The sequence below is a fragment of the Streptomyces sp. NPDC093586 genome (assembly GCF_044764905.1).
Classification (GTDB): Bacteria; Actinomycetota; Actinomycetes; order Streptomycetales; family Streptomycetaceae; genus Streptomyces.
In genome coordinates, this window is the sequence record NZ_JBIWJA010000011.1 from 159,046 (window position 1) to 174,514 (window position 15,469).

Consider the following 15,469-nt stretch of genomic DNA (forward strand, 5'->3'; position numbering starts at 1 on the left):
CGGCGTCCAGCACCGCGCCCAGTCCGTGAGACGGGCGCGCCCCGGCTCGCAGCGCCACGGGGGCGGGGAGCACGGCAGGAGCGACGACAACGACGGGCCCCCGGGGCACGGCCCCATGGTGTACGGTCCATCCCATGTTCGCGCACTCGATCCAGAACTGGTGGTGGACCGTCCCTCCGGCGGCCCACTGACTGCGCGTACGCAAGACTTCGCGAAGGCCGCCCGAGAGGCGGCCTTCGGTGTTCTCGGGCTCCGGGTCGTCTCTCCTGCACCGAGGGAACACGACCGATGAACCTGCTGGACCTGCTCGACGACCCCCGTCCGTTCGCCCTGCTCCGCCGCCGCACCCCGGGCCACGCGCCCGACACCGTGGAGCTGCTGCTCGGCCCGGTGACGGAACACGACCGGCTCGCCACCCTGCCCGACGAGGGACTGGCGCTGGTGCCCTTCCGGCAGATCCGCGAGCGCGGCTTCGACGTGCGCGACGACGGCACGCCCCTGCTGGTGCTGAGCCCCGAGGAGCGGTACGGCATTCCGCTCGCCCGGGCCCTGGAGCAGCTGCCCGCGCACGACGTCCGCGTCGAGGGCGGCGGCTTCGACGTGGCCGACGAGGAGTACGCGCGGATCGTCGGGCGGGTGCTGGACGAGGAGATCGGCCGGGGCGAGGGCGCCAACTTCGTGATCCGGCGGACGTACGAGGGGCGCATCCCCGGGTTCGGGCGCGCCGACGCGCTCGCCCTGTTCCGGCGGCTGCTGGTGGGCGAGCGGGGCGCGTACTGGACGTTCGTGGTGCACACCGGGGAGCGGACGCTGGTGGGGGCGAGCCCCGAGGTGCACGTGCGGATGTCCGGTGGGACGGTCGTCATGAACCCGATCAGCGGGACGTACCGCTATCCCGACGGGGGGCCGACCCCGGAGCACCTGCTGGACTTCCTCGCCGACGGCAAGGAGATCGAGGAGCTGTCGATGGTCGTCGACGAGGAGCTCAAGATGATGTGCACCGTCGGCGACATGGGCGGCGTCGTCGTCGGGCCCCGGCTGAAGGAGATGGCGCACCTCGCGCACACCGAGTACGAGCTGCGCGGCCGTTCCTCGCTGGACGTGCGGGACGTGCTGCGGGAGACGATGTTCGCGGCGACGGTGACCGGCTCGCCGGTGCAGAACGCCTGCCGGGTCATCGAACGCCACGAGGTCGGGGGGCGGCGCTACTACGCGGGTGCGCTGGCCCTGCTGGGCCGGGACCCGGGCGGGGCGCAGACCCTCGACTCCCCCATCCTCATCCGCACCGCCGACATCGACGCCGACGGGCGGCTGCGGGTGCCGGTCGGCGCCACGCTGGTGCGGGGCTCGGACCCGGCGGGCGAGGTCGCGGAGACGCACGCCAAGGCGGCCGGGGTGCTGGCGGCGCTGGGGGTGCGTCCCGCCCGGCCGCGTGCGGAGGCCGGGCGGCCGAAGCTGGCCGACGACCCCCGGGTGCGGGCGGCGCTGGACGGACGCCGGGCCTCGCTGGCGCCGTTCTGGCTGCGGATGCAGGAGCCGTCGGACGCGCTCACGGGGCACGCCCTGGTCGTCGACGCGGAGGACACCTTCACGGCGATGCTCGCGCACGTGCTGCGCTCGGCCGGGCTCGGCGTCACCGTCCGCCGGTACGACATGCCGGGGCTGCGCGAGACGGTGCTCGGGCACGACGGCCCGGTGGTGCTGGGCCCCGGTCCCGGTGACCCGTCCGACCCCGCCGACCCCAAGATGCGCTTCCTGCGCGCGCTGACCGCCGACGTGCTCCGGGACAACCGGCACGGCGTCCTCGGGGTCTGCCTGGGGCACGAGCTGATCGCGGCCGAGCTGGGACTGGACATCGTCCGCAAGGAGGTGCCGTACCAGGGCGCGCAGACGGAGATCGACCTGTTCGGGCGGCGGGAGACGGTCGGCTTCTACAACAGCTTCACCGCCCGCTGCGACGACGAGGCGGCCGCCCGGCTGGCCGCGCAGGGGGTGGAGGTGAGCCGGAACGCCGGGCACGAGGTGCACGCGCTGCGCGGTCCCGGTCGTGCCGGAGGCGTGCCCAGGACCGCATTCGCCGGCGTGCAGTTCCACCCGGAGTCGGTGCTGACGCTGAACGGCGCGGCGATCGTGCGGGAGCTGGCCGGTCAGCTGCGCGGCACGAGCACGTTCTCCGAGCGGCGCCCGGCCCGGTAGTCGAGGACGTTCTTCACCGTGGCGGCGACGATCTGCCGGACGGCGTCCTCGGTGTAGTACGCCTGGTGCGAAGTGACCAGGACGTTCGGGAAGGTGACGAGGCGGGCCAGGGTGTCGTCGGCGATGGCCTCCAGGGACTTGTCGAGGAAGAACAGGCCCGCCTCCGCCTCGTACACGTCCAGGCCGACGCCGGTGAAACGGCCCGCGCGCAGCTCGCCGACCAGGGCCTCGGTGTCGACCAGGCCGCCCCGGCCGGAGTTGACCAGGATCGCGTCGTCCCTCATCGCCTTCAGGGCGTTCGCGTCGATCAGGTGCCGGGTGTCGGACATCAGCGGGACGTGCAGGCTGACCAGGTCGGACTCGGCGAGCAGCTCGTCCTTGGGGACGTAGCGCATGCCCAGTTCCAGACAGGCGGGGTTCTCGGCGACGTCCCAGCCGAGCAGCCGCATGCCGAAGCCGTGGGCGATGCGGGCGAAGGCCGCGCCGATCTTGCCGGTGCCGAGCACGCCGGCGGTGCGGCCGTGCAGGTCGCGGCCCATCAGGCCGTTCAGGCGGAAGTCGAAGTCGCGGGTGCGGGTGGAGGCCCGCACGATGCGGCGGTTGACGGCCGTGGCGAGCGTCCAGGCGAACTCGGCGACCGAGTACGGGGAGTAGGACGAGACCCGGGCGACGGTCATGCCGAGCCGCTCGGCCGTGTCGAGGTCGACGTTGTTGAAGCCGGTGGAGCGCTGAGCGACCATCCGGGTGCCCCCGGCCGCGAGGATCTCCAGGACGCGTGCGCCGAGGTCGGCGTTGACGGACGTGGAGACGATCTCGTGGCCGGCCGCGATGGGGGCGGTGTCCTCGGTGAGGAAGACGTCCAGGCAGTGGACGGCGTGGTGGCCGTGGAAGGCCTCCTCGATCAGGGGCCTCTCGTCGGCCTGGACGCCGAAGGCCAGGATCTCCATGACCGCTCCCGTTCCGCTGGATTCCGGGCCGAATATACGGCGCCCGGCCCGCGGCCGCCGGTCGGCCGGAGCAGGTCCCGGTCTCCTCGCAGAGCTTCGGGCCGACCGTCTCGAACCGGGCCGCGGCCCCGGCGGTCGGGACGCGGACGCTGCCGGTGCCGCGCAGGGCGGCCGGGGTGCCGAAGCCGCCGTCGCGGACGCGGTCGACGGCTGCGGGCCGGCCCCGGCCGCGAGCCGGCGGTCGAAGGCGCCGGGCCCGGGGCGGTCACCGCCCCCGGTCGCTGCTCCGGCCCCCGTCGCACGACCCCTTTGCCGCGGTGGGCGGCCGGGGTCGCTGTCCCGCGCGGGTCACGCGTCGTCCAGACCCCGCTCGATCGCGTAGCGCACCAGTTCCACGCGGTTGTGCAGCTGGAGCTTGCCGAGGGTGTTCTGGACGTGGTTCTGCACGGTGCGGTGGGAGATGACGAGGCGTTCGGCGATCTGCTTGTAGCTCAGACCCTTGGCGACCAGGCGCAGCACTTCGGTCTCGCGGTCGGTGAGCCGGGGCGCCCCGGGTTCGCCGGTGTCCGCGGCGGGGGCCGGTTCGGAGGCGAGGCGGCGGTACTCGCCGAGGACCAGTCCGGCCAGGCCCGGGGTGAAGACCGGGTCGCCGGCGGCCGTGCGGCGCACCGCGTCCTGCAGTTCCTCGGTGGAGGCCGACTTGAGCAGGTAGCCGGTGGCGCCGGACTTGACCGCCTCCAGGACGTCGGCGTGCTCGCCGCTCGCGGACAGCACGAGGACGCGCAGCGTCGGGTCGGCGCCGACGACCTCCTTGCAGACCTGGACGCCGGGTTTGCCGGGCAGGTTGAGGTCGAGGACGAGGACGTCGGGTGCGACGGCCCGGGCGCGGCGCACCGCCTGGTCGCCGTCGCCGGCGGTGGCGACCACCTCGAAGCCGGATTCGGCGAGGTCCCGGGCCACGGCGTCGCGCCACATCGGGTGGTCGTCGACCACCATGACCTTGATCGGATCCTGTCGTTCGGTCATCGGTCCGCCTTCCCCCGTGCTGTGCTGCCGGTGTTCTTGGATGTGTCCGGCGCCTTCGGCGCCCTGAGTTCGACCTCCGTGCCCTGTCCGGGCACCGAGATCAGTTCGGCCGTGCCGCCGAGGTCGCGCAGCCGGCCCCGGATGGACAGGGCGACGCCGAGCCGCCCCTCGCCCTCGGCCTCGGCGAGCCGTCCCTCGGGGATACCGGGTCCCTCGTCGCGGACGGTGACGATCACCTCGTCCGGCTCGTCCTCGACGAGGATCCACGCGCGCGCGTCCTCGCCGACGTGTTTGCGGACGTTGTCCAGGGCTGCTGAGACGGCGGCGGCGAGCTCGCGTGCCGCGACCGGGGGCAGCGGCACCGGGGCGCCCGGCTCGGCGAGGTGCACGCGCGCGCCGGCATGGGGGGCGAGCAGGGCGCGCAGGTCGACGGGGGCGTCCGGGGCGTCCTCCTCCGGTTCCTCCACGGCCCGTACGACGGCGCCCTCGGCGGTGTCGTACGACACCCGGGAGACGGGGACGAGTCCGCCGGAGACCAGGCTGCGCAGCGCGACTTCCTGCTCGCCGGCCATGCGGCCCAGTTCGGCCGCCTCCCCGCCGATGACGGCGCCGCGCCGCTGCACCATCGCGAGGACCTGGAGGACGCTGTCGTGGATGTCCCGGGCGAGCCGCTCCCGCTCCCGGGTCGCCGCCTCGATCTCCAGGGCGCGGGCGAGGGTGCGCTCGGAGGCGCGGGCGACCTCGACGACGTAGCCGATGGCGATGGAGGCGACCCAGACGAGGACCACGTTGTGGACGGTGTCGCGGGCCGGGTGGCCGCGTTCGACGAGGTTGGCGACGGCGACGAGGGTGGAGGCCACGGCCGCCCAGCGCCAGCCGCCCTTGACGGCGAAGGCCAGGACGGAACCGGCGGTCCATATCGACGGCAGGGTCGGTCCGCCGTCCATGATCCGCTCGGGCGCGTCGGCGAACGGGGTCAGCAGGACGCCGGTGAGCGCGATCGTGAGGTCGGCGGCGAGGAAGCCCTTGGTGCAGCCGGCCGCGCCCGAGACCCTGGGGAGGGTGGCCAGGGTCCAGACGAAGAGGACGGCGTAGTAGGCGACGGCGAGCCAGGGCCGGGTGAAGCCGGACCAGGCGGTGGCGAAGAAACCGATCGCGTACAGCATGGTGAGCACGCGATAGCCGGCGAGCGCGCGCCACAGCGGCTGCTCGACCGACATCCTCATGACTTTCTCGCGCCTGGCCATGTCCCCCACCCCCGGCACCGGCCCGGCTAGGGCTCGGTCCCCTGCTCGGCGGCCCCGTCCTGCCCGGCCGCCTTCTCCTTCGCGCTCTGTTCCTTCTCCGCCCGTTCCTTCTCCGCCTGGGCGAGCGCGGCCTTCGCCGCCTTGCCCGCCTCCTTCTCGGCCTTCGCCGCCTCCGCGAGCTGCCGCTTCATGGCGGTCGCGTACACGTCGACGTACTCCTGGCCGGAGAGCTTCATGATCTCGTACATGACCTCGTCGGTCACCGCCCGGAGCACGAAGCGGTCGTGCTCCATGCCCTGGTAGCGGCTGAAGTCCAGGGGCTTGCCGATGCGGATGCCGGGGCGCATCAGCTTCGGTATCACCTTGCCGGGCGGCTGGATCTTCTCCGTGTCGATCATGGCGACCGGGATGACGGGGGCGCCGGTGGCGAGCGCCACGCGGGCGAGGCCGCCGGGCTTGCCGCGGTAGAGCCTGCCGTCCGGGGACCGGGTGCCCTCGGGGTAGATGCCGAACAGCTCGCCGCGCTCCAGGACCTCTATGCCGCTCTTGATGGCGGCCTCGCCCGCGCCGCGCGCGCCGGAGCGGTCCACGGGGAGCTGGCCGACGCCCTTGAAGAACGCGGCGGTCAGCCGGCCCTTGACCCCGGGCGTGTTGAAGTACTCGGCCTTGGCGATGAAGGTCACCTTGCGGTCGAGGACGGCCGGCAGGAAGAACGAGTCGGAGAACGACAGGTGGTTGCTCGCCAGAACGGCGGGGCCGTCGGCCGGGATGTGCTCCAGGCCTTCCACCCAGGGTTGGAAGGCGAGCTTCAGCGAACCCCCGACGGTGACCTTCATCGCGCCGTACAACAACCGAGTGCCTCCTGTGTCTGTGGGTCAGACCCTATCCCGGGGCACCGCCAATGGCTCCGACGGCCCTGGTCGGTGCCGGTGCGGTCGCGTACGGTGAGGTACCCGCAAGTACCGCACACGCGTCCATCGCACCCGACGGTCCGGCTCTGCCGACCCCTGACGACAGGAGACCGAGACGTGCCGGTCCTGCCCGGAGCCGAGCCGTTCCGCCACGAGGGCGGTGAGGCCGGCGTCCTCCTCTGCCACGGTTTCACCGGTTCCCCGCAGTCACTGCGCCCGTGGGCCCGGTATCTCGCGGAGCGCGATCTGACCGTAGCGCTGCCGCTGCTGCCCGGACACGGCACGCGCTGGGAGGACATGCAGGTCACCGGCTGGCAGGACTGGTACGCGGAGGTGGACCGCGAGCTGCGCGCCCTGCGGGAGCGCTGCGCGCGCGTGTTCGTGGCCGGACTGTCGATGGGCGGGGCCCTGGCGCTGCGGCTCGCCGCGAAGCACGGGGACGCGGTGTCGGGCGTCATGGTCGTCAACCCGGCGAACCGGATGCATGGCGTGGCCCAGCACGCCCTGCCGGTCCTGCGCCATCTGCTGCCCGCGACGAAGGGCATCGCCAGCGACATCGCCAAGCCGCTCAGCACGGAGCTGGGGTACGACAAGGTGCCGCTGCACGCGGCCCACTCGCTGCGCACGTTCTTCCGTCTGGCCGACGGCGATCTGCCGCAGGTCACGCAGCCGCTGCTGTTGCTGCGCAGTCCGCAGGACCATGTGGTGCCCCCGGCCGACTCGGCGCGCATCCTCGGCCGGGTGTCGTCGACGGACGTGACGGAGGTCCTGCTGGAACAGAGCTACCACGTGGCGACGTTGGACCACGACGCGGACCGGATCTTCGCGGAGAGCATCGCGTTCATCGGCCGGCTCGCGCCCGGTTCCGTCAAGGAGCCGGGGCCCGGTCTCGGTGAGGAAGGGACGACCGCAGGTGGCTGAGCACGGCTCCGACCGCGAGGACCGCGAGGACCGGGAGGAGCGGGGAGAGCGGGAGGAGGTGCGGAACGTGGAACGGGACCGCGAGCGGGACGTCGAGCGGGAGGGCCGCGAGGGGCCGGGCCCCGGGGAGGAGCGCGCGCCGAAGGAGCGGCCCGTGCCCTTCGACGAGGACGCGGCCTGGGCGGCGATCGTCGCCGGGTACGGGGAGGAGCCGCCGGACCCGCCGGGCGCCAAGCCGTTCAAGTCGGTGGAGGACCTGGCTCTGCTGGAGCCGGAGACGAACGACGACGGGCCCGAGCCGGAGCGGCCGGCCTCGGCCCGTCCGCTGGGCAGCTCCGTCGCCTTCGCACCGGGTGTCGGGCCGCGTGACCACAGCCTGGCCGAGCCCTCCGACGACGATCTGGGCGAGGACGACGAGGGCCACTTCGTGCCGCCCGAGCCGCCGCCGCTGCCCGAGGGCGACACCACGTCGAAGTTCGCGTGGCTGGGCGCGCTCGGCGGCCCGGTGCTGCTCCTGCTGGCGGTGGTGCTCGGCTGGGAGATGACCTGGTGGCTGACGACCCTGAGCGTCGGCGGCTTCCTCGGCGGCTTCGCCACGCTGGTGATGCGGATGCGGACGGGCGACGAGGACGACGACGACCCGGGGCGGGGCGCGGTGGTCTGAGGCCGGCGGCGGCCTGAGCGCCGGAGGGTCTCAGGCCGCGGGCACGCGGAGGGCGGCCAGGACCGGGAGGTGGTCCGTGGCCGCCCTCAGGTCGTCCTCGGCCACCCCGGAAAGCCCCGTGGGCACCCCGCAGCCCAGCACCTCGACGCCCTCGGTGGCGAGGATCGCGTCGATGCGCTGGTGCGGGTCGGCGGCGGTGGAGGTGTACTCGCCGCCCCAGGGCGCGACGGTCCAGCAGTCCCGCAGCCCGTCGCCGAGCCGCCGGAAGACGCGGCCGTCGGGGCGTTCGTTCAGATCACCGCCCGCCACCACGTGCTCCACGCCCATGGCGGCGATCCGGTCGAGGAGCAGGCCGGCCTGCTCGTACCGCTCGTCCTTCTGCAGCGACAGATGACAGCTCACGACGCCGAGCCGGGCCCCGCCGAAGCGGACCACGGCGGTGGCGAAGCCCCGGCGGTGCAGGCCGGGGGTGAGCGGGAGCAGTACGTCCTCGGTGCGCTCCACGGTGGCCCGCAGGGAGCACAGGAGCGCCGGTCCGGCGGCCGGGGCGCCCCCGGAGAGGATCACCAGCCCGGAGGCCGCGGCGAGCCGGGCGAGCTTCTTGCGCCAGCGGAAGAAGCGGGGGGCCTCCTGGAGGAGGACGAGGTCCGGGGCGCAGGCGGCGATCACGCGGGCGAGGGCGTCGGTGTCGTCGCGCATCGAGCGGATGTTGTAGCCGAGGACCCGGATGACGGCGGAACCGTCGGGCTCGGTGCGGGAGTTGGGGAGCGGCTCCATGTGGATCACAGTACGCCCGACAGCTCGGGGCGCGAGGTTCGTGGGCGACTGCCGGTACGTCGTGGCTTGTCGCGCCCGCGGGGCGGAGCCCCGGATGGACTCCGCCCCGCGCCCCTTCGGGGACGTCCGAGCTCCGTACCGTTACATGATCGGGTCGGGCTCGCGGGCCAGGTCGGCCGCGCCCACCAGGCCGGCCTTGTTGCCGAGCTGGGCGGCGATCACGTCGGCGACCGGGCGCCAGTTGCCGCCGACCAGCCACCGCTTGTACGACTTGCGGATCGGGTCGAGGACCAGGTCGCCCTCGTCGGAGAGGCCGCCGCCGACGATGAAGGCGGACGGGTCGAAGAGCGAGGCCAGGTCGGCGAGGCCGGCGCCGGCCCAGCGGGCCAGCTCCCGGTAGGAGTCGACGGCGACCGGGCAGCCCTGCCGGGCGGCGACCGAGATGTGCTTGCCCTCGATGCCGTCGGGGGTGCCGTCGCCGAGCGCGAGCAGCACCTCGGCGCGCTCGGGGGTGGCGTTGGCGCGCTGCTTGGCGTAGCGCACGAGGGCGCGGCCGGAGGCGTACTGCTCCCAGCAGCCCTGCGAGCCGCAGCCGCACAGCAGGCCGTCCGGCACCATGCGGATGTGGCCGAACTCGGCGGCCACGCCGAAGTGGCCGCGGCGCAGCTTGTTGCCGATGATGATGCCGCCGCCGAGGCCGGTGCCCAGGGTGATGCAGATGACGTTGCGGTGGCCCTTGCCGGCGCCGAACCGGTACTCGCCCCAGGCCGCGGCGTTGGCGTCGTTCTCCACGACGACCGGGAGGCCGACGCGGGCCTCGACCTTGTCCTTGAGCGGCTCGTTGCGCCAGTCGATGTTCGGCGCGAAGTAGACCGTCGAGCGCTGGCGGTTGACGTATCCGGCGGCGCCGATGCCCACGCCGACGATGTCGTGCCCCGCGCGTGCGCCCTCCACCGCCGAGGCGATGGCGTCCACGATGGCCTCGGGTGTGGTGGGGGTCGGCACCTTGAAGGTCGAGAGGATGTTGCCTTCCTCGTCGACCACGCCGGCCGCGATCTTCGTGCCGCCGATGTCGACGCCGATGGTGAGTCCCATGAATCCCTCAGTTTCGGTCGAGCCCCGCTACGGCCAACCGTACCCGAGGGGGACCTCAGTCCACGTCGATGCGTTGGCCGGGGCCGGTGCCCTCGTCGCCGTCGTCGCGGGATTCGCCCAGGTCGCGGGGGTTACGAGGGTCCTCGGCACCGGTTGTCCCGGAGGTCCAGCGGCGCTCCTGGTTCTGGACGGCGGAGCGGTAGGCGGCGAGGAGTTCACCGCCGGCGGCCGCGAGGTGGTCGAAAACATCCGGATTGCGCTCGATGACCGGTTCGACGGCGGCCTTGGCCTGCTGGACGACCTGTCGGACCACCTGCTGGGCCGCCGGTCCGGCGACCTGACCGAGCAGCGGGGTCTGGAGGCCGGACAGCTTGTCCGCGACCGCGTCGACGAGTTTGCGGAGTTCCTCGGCGGCCGAGCCCGGCTGTGGCCCGCGCTCGGCGCGGCGGCGGGCCTTCTCGGCCTCCAGGTCCTCGGCGCACGCCCTCGCCCAGGCGTCGGCGTCGGTCGCCCGCGCCTCGCCGGCCGGTCCGGCCGGCCCGACCGCGTCGGCCTCGTCGTGGCGAGCGGCCTCGGGCGGGGGGAGCTCTTCGCTCATGACGGACTCCTGACTACGGTTCGTCCCTCCGACGTTACCCGAACGGGCGTGACGGGATCAGCGTCCCCGCGGCCACAGCCGGGGATCCGGCGCGAACCGGACGGCGAGGGTGTCCTCCCGCAGGGCGGCCCCGTCGACGGTGCAGCGGCGCAGGGCGGACGGCAGCGGCACGATCCGGCGGAACGGTCCGGCGGTGACGACCAGTTCGTCGCCGCGCCGGACGAGGTCGAGTTCCTCGCGTATGGCGCCGGGCAGCGGGATGTGCCAGACGAGGACGCCGTCGTCGGCCAGCCGGTCGGTGACGGGCCACTCGACCGGGGTGACGTCCTGGCCTGCGCCCGGCGCGTGGAGGGCGGCCAGGTCGTCCGTGCCCCGCGGATCGCGTCCGAGGTGGGCGACGGTGCGGACGTCGTACGTCCCCTGCCACTCCTCCAGCGCCTTGCGCTGCTGGGCGAGGGGGCCGGCGAGCCAGCTGTCCGCGGGGGCGTCCTCGGGCAGGACGCGGTTGGCGACCAGCAGGTCGGCGCGCAGGCCGCGCAGGGCGAGGCCGAGGCGGGCGGTGCGGAGCGCGTCCGCGGCGGCGGGGCCGGGCTCGGCGACGAACCGTACGACGGTGTTCCGGTCGGCGAGGACGGCCTCGGCGGCGGCCAGCTCCAGGTCCCAGCGGGCGGCGGCCTCGTAGAGCGACTCGGCGGGCATGGGGACGCCCGCGAGCCGGCCGAGGACGGGACGCAGGGCGCGGGCGGCCTGCCGCTCGGGCGGGAGCAGGCGGCGCAGGTAGCGGCGCAGTTCCTCGGGGAGGGCGAGCAGGGCGAGGGCGCGCGGGGCGGGCGGGAGGTCGACGACGACCAGTTCGGGGGAGCCGGCGTCCTCGGCGAGGGCGGCGTCGCGCAGGGCACGCAGCAGGGCGAGTTCGTCGGCGCCGGGCAGGGGGGTGAGTTCCTCGGCGTCCAGGCGGGCGGCGCCGAACAGGTCGAGGGCGGAGGCGGCACGGTCCTGGAGGGCGGCGAGGCCGTCCCGGAAACCCTGGGCGGCGTCGGGCCGCCGGACGGTGAGGCCGGGTTCGACGGGGACCGGCCGCGGGCCGGTGCGCACCCCGAGCGCGGCGCCGAGGGTGTCGTCGCGGTCGGCGCCGAGCAGAAGGGTGCGGGTGCCGGCACGGGCGGCGGCGAGCGCGGTGGCGGCCGCGACGGTCGTACGACCGCTGCCGCCCGGACCCGTGATCAGGATGGTGCGCATGAGGCTGAACGCTACCTTCGCCCCCGTCCCGGCCGGTGGGTGCCGTACAGCTCGCGGCGTACGCCCACGGGGGCCTGTGACGCCGCCCCCGACCCGCGGCGCGCACGCCCGTGGCCGGGTGGGCGGCCGCTGCCGGGCGGATGCGCCGCGTGCCGCCGGGCCGTCGCGGCGCCGGCGGCGGTCGGCGCGCGTCTCGCGGGCGCCTCGGCGCGACCGGTCCTGCGGTCCGGCGGTTACTTCGGGACCGACTCCACGCGCTTCTTCAGGCCCGCCAGCGCCCGGTCGATGATGACCTTCTCGGCCTTGCGCTTGATCATGCCGAGCATCGGGATCTTGACGTCGACGGTGAGCCGGTACGTGACCTCCGTGCCCGACCCGGCCGGCCGGAGCAGGTAGGAGCCGTCGAGCGAACGCAGCATCTGGGACTTGACCAGCGTCCAGGACACCTCGTGGTCGCCGGTCCAGGTGTACGCCAGCGTCTGGTCGTCCTTGATCGCCCCGGCGTCCATGACGAGTCGGACCTGCTCGGCACGCCCCTGCGCGTCGGTCGCGAGGACCTGCGCCTCCTTCACCTCACCGGTCCAGTCCGGGTAGCGGGCGAAGTCGGCGATCACCTCCATGACGTCGGCCGGTGCCGCCTCGATCGTGATGCTCGAGCTGGTGTGTTCCGCCATCGCCGTGGCTCCTCCAGATGCGGGCCGGGTACTGAGGATCGTCGTGCGCGCGGCGCGCACGTGTGTGCCGCGTGAAGGCTATCGCGCACGGACAGGGCGGATGTCACCACCCGCCCGCGACAGTCCGGCCGTCCGGGCTCACCACTCCAGCACCCACGGCTTCCCCGTCGACGCGAAGTGGCCGACGTTCACGCACTCGGTCGCCCCGATCCGCATCCGCCGCGCCAGCGGCTGGTGCACGTGGCCGAACAGGGCGTAGCGGGGCCGGGTCCGGCGGATCGCGTCCAGCAGCGCGCGGCTGCCCCGCTCGAAGCGGCGCGCCACCGTGTCGTAGACCAGCTCCGGCACGTCCGGCGGGATGTGCGTGCACAGCACGTCCACCTCGCCGACGGCCTCGATCTTCGCGGCGTACTCCTCGTCGCCGATCTCGTACGGCGTGCGCATCGGGGTGCGCAGGCCGCCGCCGACGAAGCCGAAGACCCGGCCGCCGATCTCGACCCGCTCCCCGTCCAGCACGGTCGTGCCCGGCCCGGCGTACTCCGGCCACAGCGACGGCATGTCGACGTTGCCGTAGGTGGCGTACGTGGGCGTGGGGAACGCGGCGAACATCTCGGCGTACTGTCCCCGCACCGCCCGCTCGATCAGCGCGGCCCGGTCCCCGCCGACGTCCGCCCACAGCCGGGCCCCGAACTCGCGCGCCTCGGCGAAGCGGCGGGCGGTGCGCAGCTCGACGATGCGGTCGGCGTTGGCCTCGCCGAACAGCTCGGGGAAGATGCCGCGCGAGTGGTCGGCGTAGTCGAGGAAGAGGACCAGGTCCCCCAGGCAGACCAGGGCGTCGGCGCCGTCACCGGCCTTGGCCAGGTCGCGTGCGTTGCCGTGCACGTCGCTCACCACATGGACGCGCGTCGTCGTGTTGTGGGCCGGTGTGGGTGCCATGACGATCAAGCGTAGGTGTGTGCGGCAGGCGTGAACAGTGGCGGTCGGACCTGCGGTTACTGGCTGGTCGGTCGAGGCGTCGACTACTCTGCGCCGAGGAAACCCCGTCCGTGTGACGCAGCGAACATCTCGCGGGGACCCCCTGTCGGAGACGCCATACCGGCGGGTAACGTCCGGGCAGTCCAGTCGTGCTCAGGATTTCGGCATGTGAATCCCGCATGTGTTTCCCCGAGCACTTGCCCGAGCCTTGGACCGCACCGTCGCATCGCACAACGTCGTGGCGCCGGCGCCCTATGAGGAGCAGCAGTCTTGCGCGAGTTCAGCCTTCCGGCTTTGTACGAGGTCCCCGCGGACGGAAATCTGACCGACATCCTCCGCAGAAACGCCGCGCAGCACCCCGACGTCGCCGTCATCGCCCGCAAGGCGGGAGGCGCCTGGCAGGACGTGAGCGCCCGCGACTTCCGCGCCGAGGTGCACTCCGCCGCCAAGGGTCTCATCGCCTCCGGTGTGCAGCCGGGCGACCGGGTCGGCCTGATGTCCCGCACGCGGTACGAGTGGACCCTGCTGGACTTCGCGATCTGGAGCGCCGGCGCGGTCACCGTGCCGGTGTACGAGACCAGCTCGCCGGAGCAGGTGCGGTGGATCCTCGGTGACTCGGGCGCCACGGCGTGCGTCGTGGAGTCGGCCGGGCACGCCGCCGCCGTGGAGTCGGTGCGCGAGCAGCTGCCCGCCCTCAAGAACGTCTGGCAGATCGACGCCGGGGCCGTGGAGGAGCTGGGGCGTCTCGGCGAGGACGTCACGGACGAGGCGGTCGAGGAACGCAGCTCGATCGCGAAGGCCGACGACCCGGCGACCATCGTCTACACCTCGGGCACCACCGGCCGCCCCAAGGGCTGCGTGCTCACCCACCGCAGCTTCTTCGCCGAGTGCGGCAACGTCGTCGAGCGCCTGCGCCCCCTGTTCCGCACGGGCGAGTGCTCCGTCCTGCTCTTCCTCCCGCTCGCCCACGTCTTCGGCCGCCTGGTCCAGGTCGCGCCGATGATGGCGCCGATCAAGCTGGGCTGCGTCCCGGACATCAAGAACCTCACCGACGAACTGGCCGCGTTCCGGCCCACACTGATCCTGGGCGTGCCGCGCGTCTTCGAGAAGGTCTACAACTCGGCGCGCGCCAAGGCGCAGGCCGACGGCAAGGGCAAGATCTTCGACAAGGCCGCCGACACGGCGATCGCGTACAGCAAGGCCCTGGACGTCCCGTCGGGCCCGTCCCTCGGCCTGCGGATCAAGCACAAGATCTTCGACAAGCTCGTCTACGGCAAGCTCCGCACGGTCCTCGGCGGACGCGGCGAGTACGCCATCTCCGGCGGCGCGCCCCTCGGCGAGCGCCTCGGCCACTTCTTCCGCGGCATCGGCTTCACGGTCCTGGAGGGCTACGGCCTGACCGAGTCCTGCGCGGCCACCGCCTTCAACCCCTGGGACCGGCAGAAGATCGGCACGGTCGGCCAGCCGCTGCCCGGCTCGGTGGTGCGCATCGCCGACGACGGCGAGGTGCTGCTGCACGGCGAGCACCTCTTCAAGGAGTACTGGAACAACCCGGAGGCGACCGCGGAGGCGCTGGCCGACGGCTGGTTCCACACCGGTGACATCGGCACCCTCGACGAGGACGGCTACCTGCGCATCACCGGCCGCAAGAAGGAGATCATCGTCACCGCCGGCGGCAAGAACGTCGCCCCGGCCGTGATCGAGGACCGCATCCGGGCGCACGCGCTGGTCGCGGAGTGCATGGTGGTCGGCGACGGGCGGCCCTTCGTGGGGGCGCTGGTCACCGTGGACGAGGAGTTCCTCGGCCGCTGGTGCGCGGAGCACGGCAAGCCGGCCGGTTCGACGGCGGCGTCGCTGCGGGAGGACCCGGATCTGCTCGCCGCGATCCAGTCGGCGGTCGACGACGGCAACGCGGCGGTGTCGAAGGCGGAGTCGGTGCGCAGGTTCCGGGTGCTCGACGCGCAGTTCTCCGAGGAGTCGGGGCATCTGACTCCGTCGTTGAAGCTGAAGCGGAACGTTGTCGCGAGGGATTACGCGGACGAGATCGAGGCGCTCTACGCGAAGTAGGGGCGCGTGCCGGGGTGCCGGGTACGGTTCGTCGGCGGCTTTCCGTCCGCTGTGGCTTGTCGCGCCCACGCGGCAAAGCCGCGCGATGTCTCAGCCCCGCGCCCCTGACCGGCATGTCCCGGCCCCGCGCTG

At 73.5% G+C, this 15,469-nt stretch carries 15 protein-coding genes; 5 read left to right on the forward strand and 10 right to left on the reverse strand.

The annotated features are described in order from the left end of the window. Positions 1-134 precede the first annotated feature (134 nt). Complete coding sequence (locus ACIRFH_RS14830; protein ID WP_403520487.1) at positions 135-191, forward strand: trp operon leader peptide; 57 nt, start codon at positions 135-137, stop codon at positions 189-191. Positions 192-288: 97 nt separating this feature from the next. Then, entirely contained in the window at positions 289-2,196 is a 1,908-nt protein-coding gene (locus tag ACIRFH_RS14835; protein ID WP_403520416.1) for an anthranilate synthase family protein, read from the forward strand. Here ACIRFH_RS14835 and ACIRFH_RS14840 read toward each other — a convergent pair. The 4 genes from ACIRFH_RS14840 to ACIRFH_RS14855 all read right to left on the reverse strand — a co-directional run bounded on the left by ACIRFH_RS14840 (position 2,148) and on the right by ACIRFH_RS14855 (position 6,252). After that, complete coding sequence (locus ACIRFH_RS14840; RefSeq protein WP_403520418.1) at positions 2,148-3,143, reverse strand: 2-hydroxyacid dehydrogenase; 996 nt, start codon at positions 3,141-3,143, stop codon at positions 2,148-2,150. The two genes, ACIRFH_RS14835 and ACIRFH_RS14840, sit on opposite strands and share 49 nt — an antisense overlap. A 348-nt stretch (positions 3,144-3,491) precedes the next feature. Further along, positions 3,492-4,169: a response regulator gene (locus ACIRFH_RS14845; RefSeq protein ID WP_403520420.1), complete on the reverse strand. Its 678-nt coding sequence runs from the start codon at positions 4,167-4,169 to the stop codon at positions 3,492-3,494. Further along, positions 4,166-5,416: a MacS family sensor histidine kinase gene (macS, locus tag ACIRFH_RS14850; protein WP_403520422.1), complete on the reverse strand. Its 1,251-nt coding sequence runs from the start codon at positions 5,414-5,416 to the stop codon at positions 4,166-4,168. Before macS ends, ACIRFH_RS14845 begins: the two co-directional genes overlap by 4 nt. Before the next feature lie 26 nt (positions 5,417-5,442). Beyond that, the gene (locus ACIRFH_RS14855; protein WP_403520489.1) at positions 5,443-6,252 is read right to left on the reverse strand and encodes a lysophospholipid acyltransferase family protein; all 810 of its coding nucleotides are present in this window, start codon (positions 6,250-6,252) and stop codon (positions 5,443-5,445) included. Between the two features lie 192 nt (positions 6,253-6,444). Between ACIRFH_RS14855 and ACIRFH_RS14860 the strand changes: the two genes are divergently transcribed. Both ACIRFH_RS14860 and ACIRFH_RS14865 read left to right on the forward strand, forming a co-directional pair. Further along, positions 6,445-7,248: an alpha/beta hydrolase gene (locus tag ACIRFH_RS14860; RefSeq protein WP_403520424.1), complete on the forward strand. Its 804-nt coding sequence runs from the start codon at positions 6,445-6,447 to the stop codon at positions 7,246-7,248. Beyond that, positions 7,241-7,912 carry a hypothetical protein gene (locus ACIRFH_RS14865; RefSeq protein WP_403520426.1) on the forward strand — a complete coding sequence of 224 codons (672 nt, stop codon included), beginning with the start codon at positions 7,241-7,243 and terminating at the stop codon, positions 7,910-7,912. Before ACIRFH_RS14860 ends, ACIRFH_RS14865 begins: the two co-directional genes overlap by 8 nt. 30 nt (positions 7,913-7,942) lie before the next feature. Here the strand turns inward: ACIRFH_RS14865 and ACIRFH_RS14870 are convergent, their stop codons facing one another. From ACIRFH_RS14870 to ACIRFH_RS14895, 6 genes are all read right to left on the reverse strand, one after another. Next, the gene (locus tag ACIRFH_RS14870) at positions 7,943-8,689 is read right to left on the reverse strand and encodes an endonuclease/exonuclease/phosphatase family protein (RefSeq protein WP_403520428.1); all 747 of its coding nucleotides are present in this window, start codon (positions 8,687-8,689) and stop codon (positions 7,943-7,945) included. Positions 8,690-8,830: 141 nt separating this feature from the next. Beyond that, positions 8,831-9,784: an ROK family glucokinase gene (locus tag ACIRFH_RS14875; protein WP_403520430.1), complete on the reverse strand. Its 954-nt coding sequence runs from the start codon at positions 9,782-9,784 to the stop codon at positions 8,831-8,833. Positions 9,785-9,839: 55 nt separating this feature from the next. After that, positions 9,840-10,382, reverse strand: coding sequence for a DUF5304 domain-containing protein (locus tag ACIRFH_RS14880; RefSeq protein ID WP_403520432.1), 543 nt, complete (start codon positions 10,380-10,382; stop codon positions 9,840-9,842). A 57-nt stretch (positions 10,383-10,439) separates the two neighbouring features. Next, positions 10,440-11,621, reverse strand: coding sequence for an ArsA-related P-loop ATPase (locus ACIRFH_RS14885; RefSeq protein ID WP_403520434.1), 1,182 nt, complete (start codon positions 11,619-11,621; stop codon positions 10,440-10,442). 233 nt (positions 11,622-11,854) lie between these two features. Further along, positions 11,855-12,295 (reverse strand): SRPBCC family protein, encoded by a 441-nt coding sequence (locus ACIRFH_RS14890; protein WP_403520436.1) that lies wholly within the window; start codon positions 12,293-12,295, stop codon positions 11,855-11,857. A 138-nt stretch (positions 12,296-12,433) separates the two neighbouring features. Next, positions 12,434-13,189, reverse strand: coding sequence for a metallophosphoesterase (locus tag ACIRFH_RS14895; RefSeq protein ID WP_403520491.1), 756 nt, complete (start codon positions 13,187-13,189; stop codon positions 12,434-12,436). 351 nt (positions 13,190-13,540) lie between these two features. On the opposite strand from ACIRFH_RS14895, the gene ACIRFH_RS14900 reads away from it, so the two are divergent. Next, complete coding sequence (locus ACIRFH_RS14900) at positions 13,541-15,337, forward strand: AMP-dependent synthetase/ligase (RefSeq protein WP_403520438.1); 1,797 nt, start codon at positions 13,541-13,543, stop codon at positions 15,335-15,337. Positions 15,338-15,469 lie beyond the last annotated feature (132 nt).